This window comes from Rickettsiella endosymbiont of Miltochrista miniata (assembly GCF_964031245.1).
Lineage (GTDB): Bacteria > Pseudomonadota > Gammaproteobacteria > Diplorickettsiales > Diplorickettsiaceae > Aquirickettsiella.
The window spans coordinates 619,957-640,527 of sequence record NZ_OZ035017.1 but is presented as its reverse complement, the minus strand read 5'-3'; the positions used below and the strand labels follow the sequence as shown (position 1 = coordinate 640,527).

Genomic DNA, 20,571 nt, shown 5'->3' with positions numbered 1-20,571 from the left:
TAAAGATATTAGTTTATAGGTTGTAAATTTAAATTTGTTAATATCATTAAGATTAAAAATTCTTTAGTTATAAAAAAATAATAGTTGATAAATTATAAAAAAATTTCATTAAGACAAACTTAACCATTGTAAATTAATTATATCATCTAGATGTTTTATAAATTATAGATCTGAAAAAATGAAAATTTCAAATTCTCCGAACAAAAAACGTATATTTTGGCTCGGGATGCACAAATTGTTAGTCTACACGGAACTTGAAAGGCTCCGAATGCTAGGGTATGAGGTATTTAATCCTCCTTACTTAAGTTCTGTTATTGACCAATCTGCAGTTATTGATTGGAAACCTCAAATCGATTCTACACTTCCAAAAGAAGTCATTAGTATTCTTTCCAAAACTAATTTTTTCTATGATTCCATTTCATCTGAAATCGGAGAAATTCTGAATCAATACTTTGAAGTAGCTATTATCACAATTGATCCGAATTGGTTAAAAAATTTTCTATTAGTTTATCATGGTAAAGTAATTTATAGGGTCTACGGCCAACCTTACGCTCTATCTAATTATTTGGCCGATAATCGTATACTTGATCTCATTACAGAACGCGAAAATTTTTGGTTTTGTCCTCATAATGAAGAAGTATTGCGTATTGAAGATTCTTGGATAAAATATTTAAATACACGGATAATTCCTTATTGTATATCTGATGATGTTATGAAATTGAAAGATTTATGGCGATTTCAAGATATCAATGCACCGGAATATAGTATGGGTTTAATGTGCCCGCGTATTTTAGATATTCCATACTATAATTATTATTATAGGCTTATAAAAAGCTATTTTTCAGATAATCAATTTAAAATTTTTGGAGTGCAAATCTTACCTGTTTCCGACCCACAAGTTGTTGGAACACTAGAACGAAAGGATTTTCTAGCGCATTTAATTAAGTTAAAAGGATTCATTTATCACTATCCAGAACCTGCCACTTGCTATTTACCTCCAATAGAATTTATGACCTTAGGTGGGCCTGTTGTCTTTTTGGAAGGCTGCTTGTTGTCTCGATATTTTAAAAATTTATCTGCACCTGGCGAGGCACGGGATTTAGCGGCGCTTGTTAAACTTGCAAAAAAATTAAAAAAGGGGGATTATTCATTAAGTAATGAGATTATTCATAGTCAAAAAGACGTGAGAACACTCTATCATCCTGATTATGTGTGGCCTATTTTTGATAAAACTATGACTGAAATTTTGACTAATCAAAAAGTCGTTCCCGCGATAAAATTACTTTACAACATAAATACTATAAAGAAAAAAAACTTAAATGAGAAACATTCGATTAAAAAATCTATCTTAATTCCTTTTCATCGGCTCGGTGCTAACATTGAGATAGGTCCAGAACTAAGCTATTATTCAGTTGAAGGTATAGTACGTGTCGCAAATTTAATGGTTAGAGTCTTAACTCAGCGTTGTACTGTTATCGTTACTTGCCATCGTCGTGATTTTGGGAAAATTTTTGGTTTTTTTTCAGAGAATATTAACGATCTAACAAAGTTAAAAATATTCATACTGGAAGATACGCAAGAAAATATTTTACTTAAAAAAATAAATAACAAAGCAAAATTATTTTCATTAAAAATTATTTTGTTTAATAAAGTAATTAATAAAATAATTTTTTTTCTTAAAAACCCTTTAATTCAGAATATTATTTTATACTTTAACTTTTCTATTCACTTGATTCATAAAATTAATAATACTTCATATACGAAAATTATTAACCAAGATAAGTCTATTTCATCTGTTATAATTCCCCACTATTATTTATTCCCTGAAACCTGTGCGATAAAAAAACCTATACTTTTATATCTTCCGGATTATCTACCTCATTTTTATAAAGGCTCCTTGGAAATGGGCGACCATTGGTCATGGTGTTATATTGGAAAAAAATTAGCAAAAAAGGCCACAGTAATTTTTACTAATTCTGAGTTCACACGAAATTATCTGCCTTATTCTGCGTTAAGGGCGCAAAAAGAAAAAATTATCTATTTCCCATTAGCTTATCTCTTCCAACCTCCCCCCAAAAAAGCGAATTCATTTACCAAGAAATTAATCAAAAAACTTCCTGATATGTTTGTTTTTTATCCTACGAGAGATAGACCATCTAAACGATTAGATGATTTTTCAGAAATTGTAAATATTTTAAATGGTCGATTAAGAGCAAAGGGTATGAAGAGAAGAATATACGGTGTCCTTACTACAAAATTTACACCCAAAAGACAAGATAATAAATATATTATTAGCTTACCGACTTTACCGGATACTGTTTTAACACAAGTTTATCAATTAGCCAGCGCTTTGGTCTTTACATCAGAAAATGAAGGTAATTTCCCAACACAAATTAATGAAGCGCTTTTTCTAAACACACCCGTTATTGCTACCAATATTCCACAAATTACTAATGAACTTGGCGATACCTTTACTTCTTTGCAGCTGATTGAAGTAGGTGATTGTGAAAAATTTGCTGATGCAATTTTATATACAATTAATAATAAAGAAAAAGTTTTATCTGCTCAGCAAGCAGCACGTAAATATGCTATGAAACATTTTAGTTATGAACAATTTTCTACAAATTTTATAGCACTTTTTTATAAAAATTTTCTTACATTAACTAAGGAGAATACACATTGAGTGGCTATAAACAAATTGAACACTGTAGAGTTTCAAAAAATAAAGACCTAATTAGCGTTTTACATTTAGGCGAACATGCCTTAACAGGAGTTTTTCCTCAGACTAAAACAGATAACATTACGACTGCCCCTTTAGAATTAGTATGGTGTCCAACAAGTGGTCTTTTACAGTTAAATCATTCTTGTGACTTCACAGAAATGTATGGTGATAATTATGGGTATCGTTCTGGACTTAACCAGTCAATGGTTGAACATCTAACTCAAAAAATACATTATTTAGAGCAATTAGTAGGATTACAAACTGGAAATACTGTCTTAGATATTGGTAGTAATGATTGTACTTTGCTTAAAGCCTATTCAAATCATAATATACGGCGCATAGGTATTGATCCAACAGGAATAAAATTTTCTTCTTATTATCCCAAAGAAATTAAATTAATCCCAGATTATTTCAGTGCAGCTAACTATTTTTCGACTACAGACAAGCCTGCAAAAATTGTGACCTCTATCGCGATGTTCTATGACTTGGAAAATCCAATTCATTTCGCGCAAGAAATTAGAACAATTTTAGCAGAAGATGGAATTTGGCACTTTGAACAGAGCTATATGCCAGCGATGATTCGGTTAAACACTTACGATACTATTTGTCATGAACATTTAGAATATTATTCGTTAAATGTCATAAAAAAAATTTTAGATGCTTCAGGATTAAAGTTTCTTACAGTAAGTTTAAATAATATTAATGGCGGCAGCTTTGCCATTACAGCAACAAAAAATAATAACCATTCGATCAAACCTGATACTGCCTTAATCAATTGGCTTTTAGAGCAAGAAGACAATATGGGATTCTCGACGATTAAGCCCTATCAAAAGTTTAAAGATCATGTTTTTGAGCATAGAGATAAGTTGAAAAAATTAATCCATATACTTATTGCCGATGGAAAACGAATACTTGGTTACGGTGCATCCACAAAAGGAAATGTATTGTTACAAATGTGTGGTTTTACTTCTGCAGAAATTCCTGCTATCGCTGAAGTAAATATAGAAAAATTTGGCCGCTTAACGCCAGGAACGCATATCCCTATCATTTCTGACATTGAGGCGCGAAAGATGAAACCCGATTATTTTTTAGTTTTACCATGGCACTTCAAAGAGAGTATCTTGCGAAGAGAAAAAGAATATTTAGCTCACGGAGGAAAATTTATTTTTCCATTTCCTACAATTGAAGTTATATAAAATTAATATTTACTTTAGGGTTTAGCATGCAGCGAAAAATTTTTATTAATTCAAAAGAATATATTATCGAAGGAGATACCATTTATTTAGGCGGTGTAAATGAACATTTTGAACAGATCACTATTGATTTTTTTAAAATTTTTTGCCGAAATCATTTTCACGTATTGGACTTGGGTGCGAACATTGGTCTAACTACAATAGCTTTGGCTAATATTTGTAAAGAAGGTAAAATTGTAGCCATTGAACCTATCCCAAATGCATTTAATTTACTGAAAAAAAATATACTTCATTCTGGTGCAACTAACGTTAAAGAATATAATTTTGCCGTAGGAAACAAAGAAGGTACTTCTATAATGCAAGGATTACATTCATTTTTAGCCGGTTCTTTTATATCAGATTCATATCCATTATCAACCCAGGAATTCACTGTTAAAGTTCCTGTCAGAACGCTAGATAACGTATTTTATTCATTTAAAATGGATCGATTAGACTTTATAAAGATTGATGTTGAAGGGTATGAACTGTTTGTGCTCGAAGGAGCTAAAAAGATTTTAAACCAGTTTAACCCAACCGTATATCTTGAGATGAACCATTGGTGCCTTAATGTGATGCAACGAATTACATTACCTGAGTTTCGCGAACGCTTACTAAGTATTTTTCCTTATATTTTTGCCATTGAAGATTACTCTTTCTTAGATTTTAGTTGTCCCAAAAATTTTCATATTATTGCTCATGAGCATCTTATTAAATTTAAATACTTAAATCTCGTTGCTGGATTTAATAAAGATGAGTTATTACAAAATTTACAAAATTTCTCGAGATTAAAACAGTCGCAAATAGCTTAAAAATATATTTGATATTATTTACCCAATCTTCATCTTTTATGCATTAAGCTAAAATATTTAACCTAATTTACCATATTCCTTAAATCCTTCTTCGATAGGACCAAAGTATTTAAGTTTTCCTTTTTCCAAGAGCGCCACTTTATTGCAGAGTCTTTGGATAGTCTCATTAGAATGTGATGCTAACACCATGATGCTGGATTGTTCAATAAATTCATTCAACCGTCCTTCTGCTTTCTTTTTGAAGTTAGCGTCTCCAGCTTCGATCATTTCATCCATTAATAAAATATCTGGTTTTATACAAGTAGCAACAGCAAAAGCTAGTCGTAATTGCATTCCAGTAGAATAAGTACGAATGGGTACTGATAAATACTCGCCTAATTCAGTAAAATCTGCAATTTCCTGCATCTTGGCTTGAATCTCTTTTTGACTAAGACCTAACAAAATTCCGCGCACTAAAATATTTTCATAGCCTGTAGATTCAGGGTTAATTCCTAACATGACATTCAAAAGAGGAGATACTCTACCTTGAATGTGTATGCTTCCTTGATTTGGTTCATAAATTTTAGCCAATACACGTAATAAAGTACTTTTTCCTGCGCCATTATGACCAATAAGTCCAACTCGATCACCATGTTCTAAAGTAAATGTAATATTATCTAAAGCCTTAACGATAACCGTATGAGCTGTTTCCTTACGTAAAGCACCACCTGTCAGGCGCAAAAACCGTTTTCTAATAGAACGCGCATTTAAATGATAAATAGGAAAATCAATAGATAACGAATTGAGTTGTATTAATGCCATTTCAAAATACTCATTATAACCAATACGCAATTCTAGCGCGGTAACGGCTAAATATTATAAATGCAAAAAAAATCCCTAGCATAGTCAAACCAAATGTCGTCATTAACGTATAATTTGAAGGTAATTTGCCTAATAAAGGATTTCTAAATAATTCCATGAATTGTGCAAATGGATTATAGTCAATAATAAAATGATACCGTTCTGGTAAAATACTAGGTGACCACATGATGGGTGTTAAGAAAAAAACCACTTGAATTAAGCTGGCTACCAATATAGGTATATCACGAAACCGTGTACCCCAAAGAGCGAGTATCGTGCTATAAGTAATTGCATTGATCCAGAGTATCAATAAACTCACAAATATAAATAGTGTATTCACATTAATTTTAAGATGAAAAAATAATATGAGGGGAACCAACACCAAAATATTATGAAAAAATATAATAAAATTTCGTGCGACAGACTGCATCATAAATACCGAATAAGGTTGTTTCATCTGTTTGATAAATTGATCTGCATTAACAAACGTCATGGTCGCATCATTAACAATCAAAGAAATTAAATTCCAACCCAGAATACCAGTTGCAAGAAAAGGATAATAAACCGCTAAATCCATCTTGAATAAATGGCCATAAAGTACCCCCATACTATAGATAGTAATCGCCATACTGATAGTGATCCAAAAAGGACCTAGGGTTGATCGACGATAACGTAGCTTAACCTCATGCCAAGCAAGTAGCAGCCAAATTCGCCAAGATTTCAAGCCTTCTGTAATATCATCCCAAGCAAGATCATATTTTTCATACAATGCGGATTTAGCCATAATTCTGCTATTATGTTTTTTAAATTCATAAAACTTAAGCCATGAATATACTCAGCTCAACATATCTCGTCAACATGCATGGTAGAGATCATAAAAACAGTTTCATTTAAAGGTTTTATTTTAGGAAAAAAAATTTTCCTGTAAAATTGCAAATACCCGTTGAGAGCTTATTTATCTAAAAGGAAATATACAATGGAGCTACTACCTTTTCAATTGCCCCCACTGACGCAAAATGGCCCATATCCAATATGGACCGGCCATGATTTTCAGGTCGGCGATGAACGAACCAAAGTACTGCATTACAGCACTAATAATGCTGGTTGGAATGATGATCTCACCTTGTATCACGAAAATGCCGCCGGAGATAATCATTTTATTGATCAAGCGTCCCGAAATTATACGCTCTATCAATTAAAAAAAAACTTGGTGTCGTTAACTAAGCCTAGCATATTAGAAATTGGTTGTTCATCTGGCTATATGTTACAAAAGCTAAATCAATTATTTCCTCATGCTACGCTCATTGGTGCAGATGTAGTTTATAAGCCCCTTTTAGAATTATCTAAGCGACTTACTATTCCATTGCTGCGCTTTGACATATTGCAATGTCCTTTGCCTGATAACTGCATAGACGCTATTATCATGTTAAATGTTTTAGAACATATCGAAGATGATCTTACTACGTTAAAACAAATTTACCGTATTTTGAAGCCTAACGGCGTTCTTATTCTTGAAGTACCCGCAGGCCCCCATTTATATGATGCACATGATAGAATCTGCATGCATTTTCGCCGATATAAGCTCTCTAAACTCTGCCAATTAATTACTAAACAAGGGTTTACACTGGCTAATCGTTCTCATTTAGGCACTTTTATTTATCCCGCTTTTTTCTTAGCAAAGCTATGGAATAAACGTCTTCTTAGCAAGCCAGATATCGAACAGCGTCAATTAATGGAAAGGAAAATTCGTCGAACCAGCCAAAATAAATTGTTGTCTGCTCTTATGGAAATGGAATTAATGTTAGGAAAATGGATAGCATACCCCTTTGGAATTAGGTGTATGGTGTCTTGTATTAAACCCAGTTAATTAATATTAATTTATAAAAAACTAGTAGGCGAATGGGTTGAGCTTTCTGCTAAATGTTTATGCTGCAATTTTGCTGCCTCGACAAATCCGACAAATAAAGGATGACCATCGCGCGGATTGGATGTAAATTCCGGATGGAATTGGCAGCCTATAAACCATGGATGGTTTTCTAATTCGATCATTTCTACCAATGTCCCATCTTCGGAACGGCCTGAAACAATTAAACCAGCCTTTTCTAATGAAGGTAATAATTGATTATTCACTTCATAACGATGTCGGTGGCGCTCAAGAATACTATCACGACCGTATAACTCTCTGACTTTGGTTCCTTGCTTTAGACAGCAAATTTGGCCACCTAAACGCATCGTTCCTCCGAGGTCTGAATCTTTGTCACGCTTCTCAAGTTGACCATCGGCAGTCGTCCATTCTGTCACCAAAGCCACCACTGGATAAGGTGTATCGGCATCAAATTCGGTACTATGCGCATTGTTTAATCCGGCCACATGACGAGCAAACTCGATCAATGCTGTTTGCATACCTAAACAAATCCCTAAATAAGGAATCTTATTTTCACGCGCATATTGTGCCGCTAGAATCTTGCCGGCTATTCCTCGTTTTCCAAAACCACCCGGAACCAAAATAGCATCTAAAGGCTCAAGTAATTTAACGCCCTGTTGTTCTAAGGCTTCAGCGTCGATATACACCACATTCACATGCGTATGCGTTTTAATCCCTGCATGTATTAAAGCTTCGCTCAAGGATTTATAGGAATCAGCCAGACCCATATATTTTCCAACCATACCAATTTTGACTTCGGCGGTAGGATTTTCTTTAGCCGCAACCACTTCTGCCCATGCTTTTAAATCGGCGGGCGGATAATCTTTCAAACCAAAGCGCTGCAACACCCTTTCATCCACACTTTGCTGGTGCAGCAGTAAAGGTATCCGATAAATATTATTCACATCCGGCAAGGAAATGACACCGGATAGTTCAACATTAGTAAATAAAGCAATTTTTTCGCGAGCATGTTCCGGAATTTCTTCTTTGGAACGACATATAAGCATATCGGCTTGTATACCAATCGAGCGTAATTCTTTGGTGGAATGTTGTGTAGGCTTGGTTTTAATTTCACCAGCAGTACTAATATAAGGAACTAAGGTTAAATGAATAAATAAGGTAAATTGGCTGCCCAGTTCGATACGTAATTGACGAATAGCTTCTAAGAACGGTAACGATTCAATATCTCCGACCGTTCCACCAATTTCGACTAAAGCAATATCCGCTCCATGCGCCCCTTTTAAAATAGCTTGTTTGATTTCATCAGTGACGTGTGGAATAACTTGGACGGTGCCACCTAAGTAATCACCACGGCGTTCTTTACGTAATACGCGGGCGTAAATCTGTCCCGCGGTAAAATTGTTGTCCTTAGTCATTTTGGCGCGTACAAAACGTTCATAATGACCTAGATCCAAGTCGGTTTCTGCCCCATCTTCAGTGACAAACACTTCGCCATGCTGATAAGGACTCATAGTGCCTGGATCAAGATTTAAATAGGGATCCAACTTTAGCAAGCTAACTTTTAGTCCCCTAGACTCTAAAATGGCCCCTAAGGAAGCCGCAGCAATACCTTTTCCTAAGGAAGAAACTACGCCACCGGTAATGAATATATATCGTGTCGCCATTTAAGAGAGTTGAACCTCCGAAAATAAATGATTATTGAGCCAATGCGCTAATAAATTGCCTACAAAGTTAGCTGCCTGGGACTCACTCATAAAGCCTTTATCATAAACTGCTTCACAAACATCTGCAAAGCAAGAGCCTCGTTGAAGTAGAGTTAAGACTAATGCTTCTGCCTCGGGTAAAGCTACCGCGTAGGACTGTAATCCTTTACGCCAAACTACGCAATGGCTGTTAGTCATTTGCACATTCGGTACAGATTTTTCTTGAACCAAAGCTTTCCATATCGCATAACTATTGTAATTAAAGTTGAAATATTGCACTGAAGGATGAAATACAAAACATAAGGACGGCCAGTTTTGCTCAGCAACATGGGCTAATGCAGCAAAGTTCAAGCAAGGAGCATCGGCTGCTTCTAAACTAGTGATCAAGGCTTTCATCAATTGTGCTATTTCACTCAAATGTGCCTGTTCAGAATAAACTTCATCCTCGCGTAAAAATTGCGCTAATGGCTCGCTGAACTTTGCTATCGAATAAAACTGTGACGGGTATGCATCGATAAAGGCTTCTGCCAGTTCAGTAAAGGCTTCATCACCTACTAGCTTAGCTAACAAGCCATATTCTTGTTCTAAAGCATCTATCAAGCGCCAAGCATACGCATTGCCATAGACTGCCAGGCGTTCGTGTATCGTACCTTTTACTGGCAATACTAAGCGGTTTAAGATCCGCTCATCTTCTTCAATTAAATGGGTTTGCAAGTCGTGTTGCAAATTAACTAATGCAGACATTTTCTTTCCAACTATTTTCTGCGATCTTTTTGGCCTGTTGTAACTCGGCGAATAAAACTGGAAACTCCGGTATATCATCGTCACGTTCAATCATGGTAGCAACCCTGCCAAATCTCTTTACTGCTTGCTCATAAAGAGACCAAACACCATCGATAATCGGCGCGTCATGTGTATCAATAATATAATCCCCACAATTTTTATGTCCGGCCAAATGGAACTGTCGTACTCGATGAACAGGGATCGCATTTAAATAGTCTAACGGATCGAAATGATGATTTACAGAGCTGACATAGATATTATTAATATCAAGTAAGATAAAACAGTCTGCCTGTTCGGCTATAGCGGTTAAAAATTCCCATTCGGTTATATTAGAATCGCAATATTCTATGTAACTTGAAACATTTTCTAATAAAATCTGTCGGCCTAAAAAATCTTGTACTTGTTTCACGCGATCAACCACATGTTTCAACGCTTCTTCGGTATAAGGGAGTGGCAATAAGTCGTGCACATTTAATCCATCAACCCCTGTCCAACATAAATGATCGGAGATCCAAGCCGGTTGTATTTTATCGGCCAATATTTTTACCTTTTTTAAATATTCTGTATTAAGCGGATCACAACTTCCTATCGACAAAGAAACCCCGTGCATCGCTAAGGGATAGTTTTCGCGTATACGATTAAGATAATGCAGTGGTTTTCCGCCAGGTACTAAATAGTCTTCAGTAATCGCTTCAAACCAATCTACTTCAGGACGATGTTCTAAAATGTAAGAATAATGTTGGGTACGTAAACCAAGACCAAAACCTAAAAAAGCATCCATTAAGGTATTAACCTATAAAAAATCTTTTAATAAAAAAAAGCCGCGTATTGTTACGCGGCTTTTATTGTACACAGTCACATAGCTGATGAACAGCCATTATGTCATAGACTAACTAATTATTATCCATTCAATTGACTGGTTGCATTTTCAGCAGTTCTGCAACGGCGATGGTGGCGGTGATGTCTACGATGTTTTGGAGGACATACTTGCTTGCATCGGCTCATACATTTACATGTATTACATGGCGCTGCGCATGGCGCTGCACAAGGTGTTTCACAGATTGGTGTATTTTCTGGTATGTTTCGCGCACCTGTTGCACAACCAGACAAGAATATAGCAGCTGCAGCGGCAGCAATAACTAAACCTGACTTTTTCATGATCATGATCATCTATCCCCTGTAATAAAAATGGATAAGAAAAATTTTTCTGTCACTAATCCACTGCTTATAGCATTACACTATAGAACAGCTAGTGACACTTAGTTTTTATACATAATTGTAAAAGAATGCAAGTATTTTTTAAGTTTCAATCAATAAGCGCACAAAAAATAAACTATTTTGAATTTTTTATTAACGATTTGCGACAATAATTGACAGCGGAAAAATAAATAATAAACAGCATTAAAAAACTAATAAACATCATGCTTTCACTAAATTGATAATAAAAAGCGCATAAACCGACTAAACCTAATACAAAATTTGCGCAGCCGAAAAGTAAATTAATTTGTAAAGGAGAAAAATTTAACGCTAATAATAGATGATGCCCATGTTGTCTATCAGAAAAAACAACGGATTGTCCTTTTATTAAGCGATAAAGCATCACTGCAGTCGCATCAAATAATGGCACCGACATTATCCAACACATTGTCACTGGTGTTATCGGTCGAAATGTGCTTTGCGATAGTTCAATTAAAAACCACACTAAACCAAAACCTAATAACATACTCCCCGCATCACCCATAAATATTTGCGCATGTGCACGCCCTGGAAAAGGAAAGTTAAAGCAAAGAAAACCTATAACACTAGCTGCCAATAATAGTAGCAACATAGTAGCTGAAAAATGCTGCGTAATTATCGCGCAACCCATCAATAGGATTAATTCGACTAATACTAAAGTTCCCGCTAAACCATCCACACCATCTATCATATTGATAGCATTAATAATTCCCAGTCCGGCAACCAATGTCACTATTAAACTAGTATAATAGCCTAAATGAATATCCTTAAAAAAAATCAAATTACCTAGATGTACAATATAATTTTTTCCCCAAAAAATCATTAATAAAACTGCAACAATTTGCGCAAAAAAACGACTTTTCGTTGATAATTCTTTAAAATCATCTAAGAAACCGACAAAGACTAATAAAGCGGAAGCAGCAATAAAACTACGATAATTTTGTAGTGAAATTGGTAGAGTTAATAGCCCGACCAATAAACCCATTAACATCGCTAAACCGCCAATTAAGGGAATATTTCCTTGATGTTGTTTGCGAATATCCGGTGTGTCAATTAAACCGAGACGTAATGCTAATGGGCGTAATAAAAGAATACAGAACACAGTAATGCAGAAAGCTAGCCCTGCAGAAAGCAAATCAAACATTTTTTTAATCTCATTTTTTTATAATACAAATTCAGCCTCTATGGCATCATTTCTAAACATTTTCACCGTTGCTAACGAAACTTCGGTCAAATCTCTTCCAATCCAATCTAATTTTTTTAAAATATCATTGGTCAAGGTTATAATATGACAGTGTATATTATCAGCCTGAATAATATTAAGCACTTCTCTGGGACTCGCCCAAATTAGCTCTTGATTCGGCCTATCTTTTAAAAGCTCGACAGCCTTAGCCATCAATGGCACTGGATCAATACCGCTATCTGCAATCCGACCAGCAAATACAGAAATATACGCCGGTGTATTGGTTCCTAATACCTGGCTTACTTTTACTACTTGCTCTAGCGTCGTCAATGCTGTTACGTTTTGTTTGACACCTTGCTGAGCAAGATCTTCAATCAATGCGAAAGTAAATTTACCATAACTATCCGTAATTGGGATTTTAACATAAACATTTTCTGCCCATGCATTGATAGCCAATGCTTGGCGTTTCATTTCAATTAGCTCATCAGAAAAAACTTCAAACGAAATCGGTCGGTCGGGAATAGCTTGTAAAATCTCTAAAGCAAACTTTCGGTAATCAGTAATGCCAGATTTTTTCATTAAGGTAGGATTGGTTGTAAAACCTTTTATCAAAGGATTTTTATATAAATCCAACATGGTGACTATCTCTGCTCCGTCAGCAAATAATTTAACAACTAAATCTTCAAGTTTCATCCAATCTACTCCTTAATTGAAGAGAAAAAGACAGGCAATATTTTCCGCGTTAGCAATAACGCAATTATGCCATCACAGATTCCCATTTTGTGGTCATGGTTTTTAATTTAGGGTGTGCAACCATTAAGTGCCATATCACGGCTTGGAACGCTTCAGCATGGGGAGTAATATGATCGACATTAACGGTAGGAATTAATACATAAGCATCTGCGAGTTTTGCTGTGTAACCGCCATCCCTACCCAAAATACCCACTATTTTTGCACCTTGTTCTTTTCCATAATCTAAAGCCGCAACAAGATTAGGACTAATATTTTTTTCTATATCTCCTCCACCCACTGACAAAACAAATAACATGTCCTTGGCAGACAAATGACTCGCTGCCAACCAGTTTGAAAAAACCGATTTCCAACCATCATCGTTGGCACGTGCTGTTAATTCAGCGATGTTGTCGGTTGGAGTGTAAGATTCTATTCCTACAATTTTTCTAAAATCATTCACTGCATGCGAAGCATTAGCCGCACTTCCACCTACTCCTAAAAAAAATAAGCGTCCTTTTCTTTGTTGTATTTCTAGTAATAAATTTACTATTTTTTCAATACATACTAAATCTAGTCTATCAATAATTTGTTTAGTTTCGATTAGAAATTTTTCTGAAAACATAAAAAATCCATTTTAATTGAATAAAAAACGCTAGCTTTCAAGCTCAAAATGCTGTTTGGGTCGAAAATTTAACCCTATAGAAATATTACACCAGGTATAAGGTAAGAATTTTAATGGAAAAAATTCACGCGACTCTAATGTAAAATAAGGTAGAATTTCATCTAAAATTTCTTTAGGTACATTGACATGTTCGCGTTCAATAAACCATTTATAGGATTGTTGATAGCGTTTTTCAAAAATCCTTTGCACAGAAATCTTTCTTCCAATAGAATAGCCAAATCCACCCTCGCATGGAATAACAACAGAAAAAACTCCATGTTGTTTATGGCATATTCGATATATTTCTTTAATTGCTTTAGGCAAATTCGGGAGATGTTCTAATACATGCGATGCAATGATTCGATCAAATTCATGATCTTGTGCAGGAATCTTTTTTTGACAGTCACCTACCCAAACTTGAACATCAGGATGATTAGAACGTATACCTTTTGCCATATTCTCTCTCAATTCAAGGGCAACATAGTTTTGTCGCTGAATGTTTGAAAGTTTTTCATGAAAAATATGCTCGCCTAAGCCTGCACCAATCTCTAAAGTTTTAGTAAATGTTACAGGTCTATTTTTAATGATATAGTTATTATTAAAACGCTCAAGAAAAGTAAATTTTTTTGGAAAAATTGTGTATAAATATTTTACAAAATCATCACGAATCCACTTTTGTTCTTCGGTCAACTCTGGGAACTGTTTAGGCCATTTATCCACTGAGCTTTTGTTCATGAGTATTATCCGTTGATTAAGAATTCATCAAAATCTAGTTTAATTAATATTTTAAAATTAATTTTTATCTTGGTTTAAAAATAAGGCTTATACAAAAATTTCATCAAATAAACGTTAAAAATCTAAATAAAAAAATTCTTGTGCTTCTCTTCACTTAATTCTGGGAAGTTTTTTAGACATTTAAAACCTTTGGACATAAAACTGTTTTCTATTTAATAAAATTTTTAAATTCATTTAAACCGTCAATTGAGCCAATTTCATAAAAACGTTGAAAAACCTCGTAGCTTGCCAATTGGTTATCTATTAATAATTTTTTATAAAGATCACCTAAATCATAAAATGGGTTTAAAGAATTAAAAATATTTTTTTTAAATAAAGACAAGCCGAAATCGATATAATTCATATTAATCGTTTTATTTTTTTTATCGTACTTAATAATATGTTTTCCACCGTATTCGATATTACTAATATCGCCAGTGTTATTATTTTTAAAAACAGTCATTAGCGCCGGTTTACTTTGCCTTTCAAAGGCTTTCTGAATGACTTTAAAATCAACCATTAAATAACTATCACCATATAAAACAAAAAAACTTTCAGGTACTAAGGATGAAGCTTTATATAGTGCGCCCGCTGTGCCTAACAATTGTTCCCCATCCTCCGAGTATGTTACCGATAAACCAAACTGCTTACCATTTTTGACATATGCTCGAATTAAATTTCCTAAATAACCGATACATAAAATCACTTTTTTAAATCCTTGGCTTTTTAGTAAGCGTAATTGATGAGCAATAAAGGGTTCTTCATGCACTAATATTAAAGATTTAGGAGTAGTTTGTGATAGTACACCTAAACGAGTAGCCAATCCTCCTGCTAAAATAACGATAGGAAATAATGTAATCATTTCAAGATTGCGCGATTAATTTTGTACCTTCAAAATCAAAACGAAATCGGACTTCCTGCAACCCAGTTTCACGCATAGCTCGACGTAAGAGAACTTTATCATCTGCAAAAAACATCAAAAAACCTCCCCCACCTGCACCAATTAATTTTCCACCTAAAGCGCCGTTATTGAGCGCCAATTCATACCATTGAGTAATTTTTTCATTACTCATATTTTTGGATCGAGTCTGTTTATGTATCCAATGCTTATTCATCAAGTTAGAAAAATTAATTAAATTACATGATTCTAAAGCCACTTTACTTTCAAAAGCTATTTCTTTTATAAAATGTAAATGCTCGGTCATTTCTCGATCATTATTTTTACTTTTTTCATCCTGCTCTTTTAGTATAGTTGAGGCTGAACGTGAATATCCGGTAAAAAATAACAATAAATTATCCTCAAGTTGATAAAGTGTATCAGAGGCTATCTTTAGTGGGAAAGCATTAACTTTACCCTCTGATAAAAACTCGAAGCAGGTTAATCCACCATAAGCCGCTATGTATTGATCTTGTTTTCCGATAGGTTCTCCCAAACGTTCTAATTCAACATGACAGGCTTGCTCGGCTAAATCCTGAGGATGAATTAAATTTTTTTTAAAAGCATGAAGATTTTTCAAAAGTGCGGTAGTAAAACTACCCGAGGATCCTAATCCTGTTCCTGCAGGTATATCCGCCATACTGGAAATTTCAAGATGAGTCGCTTCTATACCAATAAATTTTAAGGATTCGCGAATAATGGGATGTTGTATATCATCAGTATTGGTAACTTTTTCTAAATTGGAATACTTTATAATTAATTCTTCCACAAAAGTTTGATGTAAAGTGATATAAACATATTTATCAATTGCTGCTGCAATTAAAAAACCTCCATGTTCTTGATAATAAGAAGGTAAATCTGTTCCTCCACCACCAAGAGAAATTCTTAAGGGGCTACGTGTGATAAGCATAACCCGACCCTTGTGCAACTTTTTCTACAATCGTTAAAGCAGCATGAGCATCTTGTAATCCAAGATTAGTTGAACGTCGATTTTTGATATCATCTAAAAGAGCAGAAAATTCTAACTGCCACGAATCATCACCCATAGGATATTCCCACATACTTGTTTCAGGAGGACCCATATGTGGCAACATTTTATAATAACTTAAACGTTCTATCCCATAACTTCCGCCTAATCCTTGAATATCTAGTTTCCCTTTTTTTCCATAAATCTCAAAGGAAAACAAATTTTTCCATTCTGTACAACTGGCGTGTAAAAAAGCAGTTTGCTTAGTTGCAGTTTTTAATAAAATAAATCCATTATCATCCACAGGTCTGTCCCAATAATAAGTGTGAGCAAATCCACTTATTTCAGTAAAATCGCCTAAAAACCAACGCGAAAGATCAACTAAGTGTATTCCCTTATCTAATAATTCTCCACCCCCTGATAACTCAGGAATCGAACGCCATTCTTTATCATAACCTATTCGACCTCCATGACCATAACGAGCTCTAATAAACATTAATTCGCCTAACTCACCTCTTTGATATATTTCGTAGGCTTTTAATAAAGCTTTATGATAGCGATGATTAAATCCAACCTTTACAATGACATTTGATTTTTTCATTTTTTTAATAACGGGTTCTAATTCTTTACTAAATCGGGCACCAGGTTTTTCAATTAAAACATTTTTTCCAGCTTCAATAGCCGCTAAACTAATCTCAGTAAGCACCTCGTGTGTCGTGGCAACAATAACAATATCTATTTCTGGTTTAATCATAACTTCCTGCCAACTCAATAGAACTTGGCAACCAGGGTTTTTATTGGCCAAAGCTTGAGCTTTTTGAATTTTTATATCAACACAATACAGTAAATTTCCACCTTTTAGATATTGGGCACGCTTATTACCGATCAATCCACAGCCAATAATTGCAACATTCATGTTATATATTCCTCATAATTTTAAGTTTTTCAAGTTTAATTCTACGTAAAGTATAAATATCCGTCATAGCAATTTCTGGATAATATTCATGTAAATTTTTCCAAGGATCCCAAACGGCACTAATTAATTTTCCCGTAATACCATCAGCAGCATCGGAGGCCAGATAAACTGATAAGTCTGCCGCTAATTCTAGCGACGAGCCGCCTGTTTTAGCTTGTTTAAGTGAAATTTGATAAAACTTGTCACCTACTTTTTCTGGTCCAGCACGCAACACCTCATCTAAAAAATCTGTATTCAATGCGCCTGGGGAAATAGCCATCACATCAATATTAAATTTTTGTAACTCATTTGCCAAAGTCTCAGAAAAGCGAATAACACCTGCTTTGGAAGCAGCGTAGGCAGTAAAATTCGGCATTGGCTTAGTTGCTCCACCACCTGAAATAATAATAATTTTTCCCTTTTTTTGTCTTTTAAACAAAGGAATTACCGCTTTACATTGTAAGACGGTACCCTTTAAATTAATATCTATCACTTCACTCCATGCTTGCCAATCAAGTGTTTCAAGCGGTCCTTTAGGTCCATAAATGGCAGCATTCGCAACTAAAATATCTACTCCACCCAACTCTTTTTCGGCTATTCTTATTAAATAATCTATTTGTTCTGGTGATGAGATATCAGTAGGGATAGCTATTACTTTGCTACCCAAAGAAATAGTCTGTAACTCAGCTTGTTTTTTTAATAGTTCGATATTATTTCTGGCACAAATGACCACACTAGCGCCAGCAACTACATAAGCTCTAGCGATAGCTGCTCCCAACCCCTTACTGGCGCCACTGATAATCGCCTTTTTATTTAATAATTTCATTAGTATGTTGTATTTTATTACATCCGCCTACTTTAAAATACTTAATAGCTTCTTCACCCTCTAATTGTTGACTTAAAAAACCATTCATGTCGAATAAATAGGGCATTGGTAGTTGTGAGCCCAATTGATCTATTCTAATATTCAGAAACTCTGGGCATTCAGTTCCTATAACAACTATATCGGCTTCATAAAGAGCGGAATCAATATCTTTTTGTAGATAAATGATCCGTTCTAAATCAGAAGTTAAATGCTTTATAACAGGGTCATAAGCATTAACAATCGCACCTTGTGTATTAAACCATAAGCTAAGATTAATGGTAAAAGAATGCCTTATAGAGTCCGTTCCTGGTTTGTAAGCTAATCCCAAAATAGCCACTTTTTTACCTTTAAGACTTTTAATATTTTCAGTTATTTTTGTTTGTATCCAAGAAATATGTCTTTGATTGCTTTGCAAAACTTCTTGAAAGAAATTAAAATTTATTTTGCAAGCATCACTTAGTTGAATTAAATAATGAATATCTCGAGTTAAGGTCCCGCCTGAAAATGCACTCCCTGGTGTTAAATAAGCATTAGGTCCTATTCGGATATCTGTCATTAAGCCTTGCGTTATTGAATGTGCGTCTGCACCATAATATTCACATAATGTAGCTAATTCGTTAATAAAAACAATCGAAGTTGCTAAAAAAGCATTGATAGCATGTTTAGTCATTTCCGCTGATTCTACTGACATCCAAAGTATTTTATCAACAATGGGAAGTAATAAATTTTCAATAATTTTTTTATTAGATTCCAACTGAATACCCATAATTAAACGATCAGGTTTTAAAAACAAATCTATTGCTTTACCTAAACGTAAATTTTCTGGCGAGTAAACAAAATCGACCTGTTTGTCATTGTAATCATGAAAAAAAAAGGTTTTTATTTTTTGAGTAGTGCCAACTGGTATTTGTGAAGAAATAATAATTAATGAATTTTGTTTAAAATAAGGAAAAAGAGTACTTATTTTATTTATAATTTCATTCACAGTACCCTGACCCAAATCATTCAGAGGGGTGTCATAGGTTATCCAAATAATATCTAAATCTTTTAACTTCTGAGGTATGTTAGTAAATTCTAGGATATTATTACTTGTTCCATCAATAATAAGTTTGTTCAATCCGGGTTCATAAATTGGAGGAAATCCTTGATTCAAGTTAGCGACTACTTGAGGATCCTCATCATATGCAATTATAGTATGCCCAAACTTTGTTAAGCAAGCCGCCGTAACACAACCCAGATGCCCTAAACCCACTACAGCCACTTTCATGCATTTGCCTCTACTAGCCAGGTATTTCTTCTTAAATAATTTAAGGTTTTGATAATACTTTGTTGAATACTAAACTTAGGTTGCCACCCTAATTCACGAATCTTTTTACAGTCTAAGTAAATAAAAGGGTTATCGCCTATCCATCCCTTTTTACCACCTAAATAATTTAATTCAGGCATCACACCTAATTCCTTAGAAATCCAGGCAATAGAATCTTTAACTTGGCAGTATTCGTCTGTACCTAAATTAAATATATTAATTTTTTTATCAGTTTTTTTTAACGTTAAAAAAATAGCGTCAATACAATCTTGTATATACAAATAAGACTTAGCTTGAGTACCATCTCCTAAAATCTCTAACTGATTAGAATCATTTTCTAATTTTTTATAAAAATCAATGACATGCCCATGTGTATATCGTTCACCCAAAATTGATACAAAACGAAAAATATAAGCTTGTATGTTAAAAGCTTCACTGTAAGCTTGAATTAAACCTTCTGCAGCCACTTTAGAAGCTCCATACAGGGAGGTTTGTATGGGAAATGGTGCATTTTCTGGAGTAGGAAAGATATCAGCTTCTCCATAAACCGATCCCGTGGATGGAAAAATTATTTTTTTAATTCCATTAACTCGCATTGCATCTAAAATATTAAAGGTCACAATTGTGTTTTGTTCTAAATCTTTTTTGGTATGCTTAATTCCATCTTTAACGTCGGCATTAGCAGAAAAATGAAACACGGCATCGCATTGCTTTGGAAAAGTTTCTAGCAAAGCATTTCTATCAAGACAATCAGCAAAAATAAATTTAAAAGAAGAGAATTGTTTGGCTACTTGTAAAAACTCCATATGTCCTGTAGATAAATCATCTATACCCACTACCTGATGCCCTTGTATCAGTAGTCGGTCTACTAAATGACTTCCTATAAATCCCGCACAGCCTGTTACAACATAGTTCATGTAAACTCCTTTTTGAGATAAAAGAAAGTCTTAAAAAAAATTAACACCATACAAGTAAAAAAGT

20 protein-coding genes are annotated in these 20,571 nt (G+C 34.3%); 5 read left to right on the top strand and 15 right to left on the bottom strand.

Going from position 1 to position 20,571, the window contains the following annotated elements; genetic code table 11:
• Positions 1-268 precede the first annotated feature (268 nt).
• The 3 genes from AAHH40_RS02915 to AAHH40_RS02905 are packed head-to-tail and all read left to right on the top strand — an operon-like array spanning position 269 to position 4,763.
• Positions 269-2,683 (top strand): glycosyltransferase family 4 protein, encoded by a 2,415-nt coding sequence (locus AAHH40_RS02915; protein WP_342220623.1) that lies wholly within the window; start codon positions 269-271, stop codon positions 2,681-2,683.
• A complete protein-coding gene (locus AAHH40_RS02910; protein WP_342220622.1) occupies positions 2,680-3,918 on the top strand; it encodes a class I SAM-dependent methyltransferase in 1,239 nt (412 codons plus the stop codon). The genes AAHH40_RS02915 and AAHH40_RS02910 overlap by 4 nt, the downstream gene beginning before the upstream one ends.
• 26 nt (positions 3,919-3,944) lie before the next feature.
• A complete protein-coding gene (locus AAHH40_RS02905) occupies positions 3,945-4,763 on the top strand; it encodes an FkbM family methyltransferase (RefSeq protein WP_342220621.1) in 819 nt (272 codons plus the stop codon).
• A 57-nt stretch (positions 4,764-4,820) separates the two neighbouring features.
• Here AAHH40_RS02905 and AAHH40_RS02900 read toward each other — a convergent pair whose 3' ends face one another.
• Both AAHH40_RS02900 and AAHH40_RS02895 read right to left on the bottom strand, forming a co-directional pair.
• On the bottom strand, positions 4,821-5,564 hold the full coding sequence (locus AAHH40_RS02900) for an ABC transporter ATP-binding protein (RefSeq protein WP_342220620.1): 744 nt from the start codon (positions 5,562-5,564) through the stop codon (positions 4,821-4,823).
• 13 nt (positions 5,565-5,577) lie between these two features.
• The gene (locus AAHH40_RS02895; protein WP_342220619.1) at positions 5,578-6,387 is read right to left on the bottom strand and encodes an ABC transporter permease; all 810 of its coding nucleotides are present in this window, start codon (positions 6,385-6,387) and stop codon (positions 5,578-5,580) included.
• 192 nt (positions 6,388-6,579) lie between these two features.
• Here AAHH40_RS02895 and AAHH40_RS02890 point away from each other — a divergent pair, with 192 nt between their 5' ends.
• Positions 6,580-7,470 (top strand): class I SAM-dependent methyltransferase, encoded by an 891-nt coding sequence (locus AAHH40_RS02890; RefSeq protein ID WP_342220618.1) that lies wholly within the window; start codon positions 6,580-6,582, stop codon positions 7,468-7,470.
• 11 nt (positions 7,471-7,481) lie between these two features.
• Here AAHH40_RS02890 and AAHH40_RS02885 read toward each other — a convergent pair whose 3' ends face one another.
• The 3 genes from AAHH40_RS02885 to AAHH40_RS02875 are packed head-to-tail and all read right to left on the bottom strand — an operon-like array spanning position 7,482 to position 10,755.
• Positions 7,482-9,152 (bottom strand): CTP synthase, encoded by a 1,671-nt coding sequence (locus AAHH40_RS02885; RefSeq protein WP_342220617.1) that lies wholly within the window; start codon positions 9,150-9,152, stop codon positions 7,482-7,484.
• Positions 9,153-9,935: a DNA-binding domain-containing protein gene (locus AAHH40_RS02880; protein WP_342220616.1), complete on the bottom strand. Its 783-nt coding sequence runs from the start codon at positions 9,933-9,935 to the stop codon at positions 9,153-9,155.
• Positions 9,919-10,755, bottom strand: a complete 837-nt coding sequence (locus tag AAHH40_RS02875; protein WP_342220615.1) for a DUF692 domain-containing protein — start codon at positions 10,753-10,755, stop codon at positions 9,919-9,921. Before AAHH40_RS02875 ends, AAHH40_RS02880 begins: the two co-directional genes overlap by 17 nt.
• A 210-nt stretch (positions 10,756-10,965) precedes the next feature.
• On the opposite strand from AAHH40_RS02875, the gene AAHH40_RS02870 reads away from it, so the two are divergent.
• Positions 10,966-11,157, top strand: coding sequence for a hypothetical protein (locus tag AAHH40_RS02870; RefSeq protein WP_342220614.1), 192 nt, complete (start codon positions 10,966-10,968; stop codon positions 11,155-11,157).
• Positions 11,158-11,307: 150 nt separating this feature from the next.
• On the opposite strand, the gene AAHH40_RS02865 is transcribed toward AAHH40_RS02870, so the two are convergent.
• The 10 genes from AAHH40_RS02865 to AAHH40_RS02820 form a co-directional block, all read right to left on the bottom strand.
• The gene (locus AAHH40_RS02865; RefSeq protein WP_342220613.1) at positions 11,308-12,354 is read right to left on the bottom strand and encodes an MraY family glycosyltransferase; all 1,047 of its coding nucleotides are present in this window, start codon (positions 12,352-12,354) and stop codon (positions 11,308-11,310) included.
• Positions 12,355-12,372: 18 nt separating this feature from the next.
• Positions 12,373-13,086 (bottom strand): transaldolase, encoded by a 714-nt coding sequence (locus AAHH40_RS02860; RefSeq protein WP_342220612.1) that lies wholly within the window; start codon positions 13,084-13,086, stop codon positions 12,373-12,375.
• Positions 13,087-13,150: 64 nt separating this feature from the next.
• Positions 13,151-13,747, bottom strand: a complete 597-nt coding sequence (locus tag AAHH40_RS02855) for an SIS domain-containing protein (RefSeq protein WP_342220611.1) — start codon at positions 13,745-13,747, stop codon at positions 13,151-13,153.
• A 30-nt stretch (positions 13,748-13,777) separates the two neighbouring features.
• Positions 13,778-14,521, bottom strand: a complete 744-nt coding sequence (locus AAHH40_RS02850; protein WP_342220610.1) for a class I SAM-dependent methyltransferase — start codon at positions 14,519-14,521, stop codon at positions 13,778-13,780.
• Positions 14,522-14,729: 208 nt separating this feature from the next.
• Positions 14,730-15,422 (bottom strand): sugar phosphate nucleotidyltransferase, encoded by a 693-nt coding sequence (locus AAHH40_RS02845; protein ID WP_342220609.1) that lies wholly within the window; start codon positions 15,420-15,422, stop codon positions 14,730-14,732.
• Between the two features lies 1 nt (position 15,423).
• The gene (locus tag AAHH40_RS02840; RefSeq protein WP_342220608.1) at positions 15,424-16,407 is read right to left on the bottom strand and encodes a hypothetical protein; all 984 of its coding nucleotides are present in this window, start codon (positions 16,405-16,407) and stop codon (positions 15,424-15,426) included.
• Entirely contained in the window at positions 16,391-17,380 is a 990-nt protein-coding gene (locus AAHH40_RS02835; protein ID WP_342220607.1) for a Gfo/Idh/MocA family oxidoreductase, read from the bottom strand. The genes AAHH40_RS02840 and AAHH40_RS02835 overlap by 17 nt, the downstream gene beginning before the upstream one ends.
• Position 17,381: 1 nt before the next feature.
• Positions 17,382-18,245, bottom strand: coding sequence for an SDR family oxidoreductase (locus AAHH40_RS02830; protein ID WP_342220606.1), 864 nt, complete (start codon positions 18,243-18,245; stop codon positions 17,382-17,384).
• Positions 18,229-19,551 carry a nucleotide sugar dehydrogenase gene (locus tag AAHH40_RS02825; protein WP_342220605.1) on the bottom strand — a complete coding sequence of 441 codons (1,323 nt, stop codon included), beginning with the start codon at positions 19,549-19,551 and terminating at the stop codon, positions 18,229-18,231. Before AAHH40_RS02825 ends, AAHH40_RS02830 begins: the two co-directional genes overlap by 17 nt.
• The gene (locus tag AAHH40_RS02820; protein ID WP_342220604.1) at positions 19,548-20,507 is read right to left on the bottom strand and encodes an NAD-dependent epimerase/dehydratase family protein; all 960 of its coding nucleotides are present in this window, start codon (positions 20,505-20,507) and stop codon (positions 19,548-19,550) included. Before AAHH40_RS02820 ends, AAHH40_RS02825 begins: the two co-directional genes overlap by 4 nt.
• Positions 20,508-20,571: the final 64 nt, after the last annotated feature.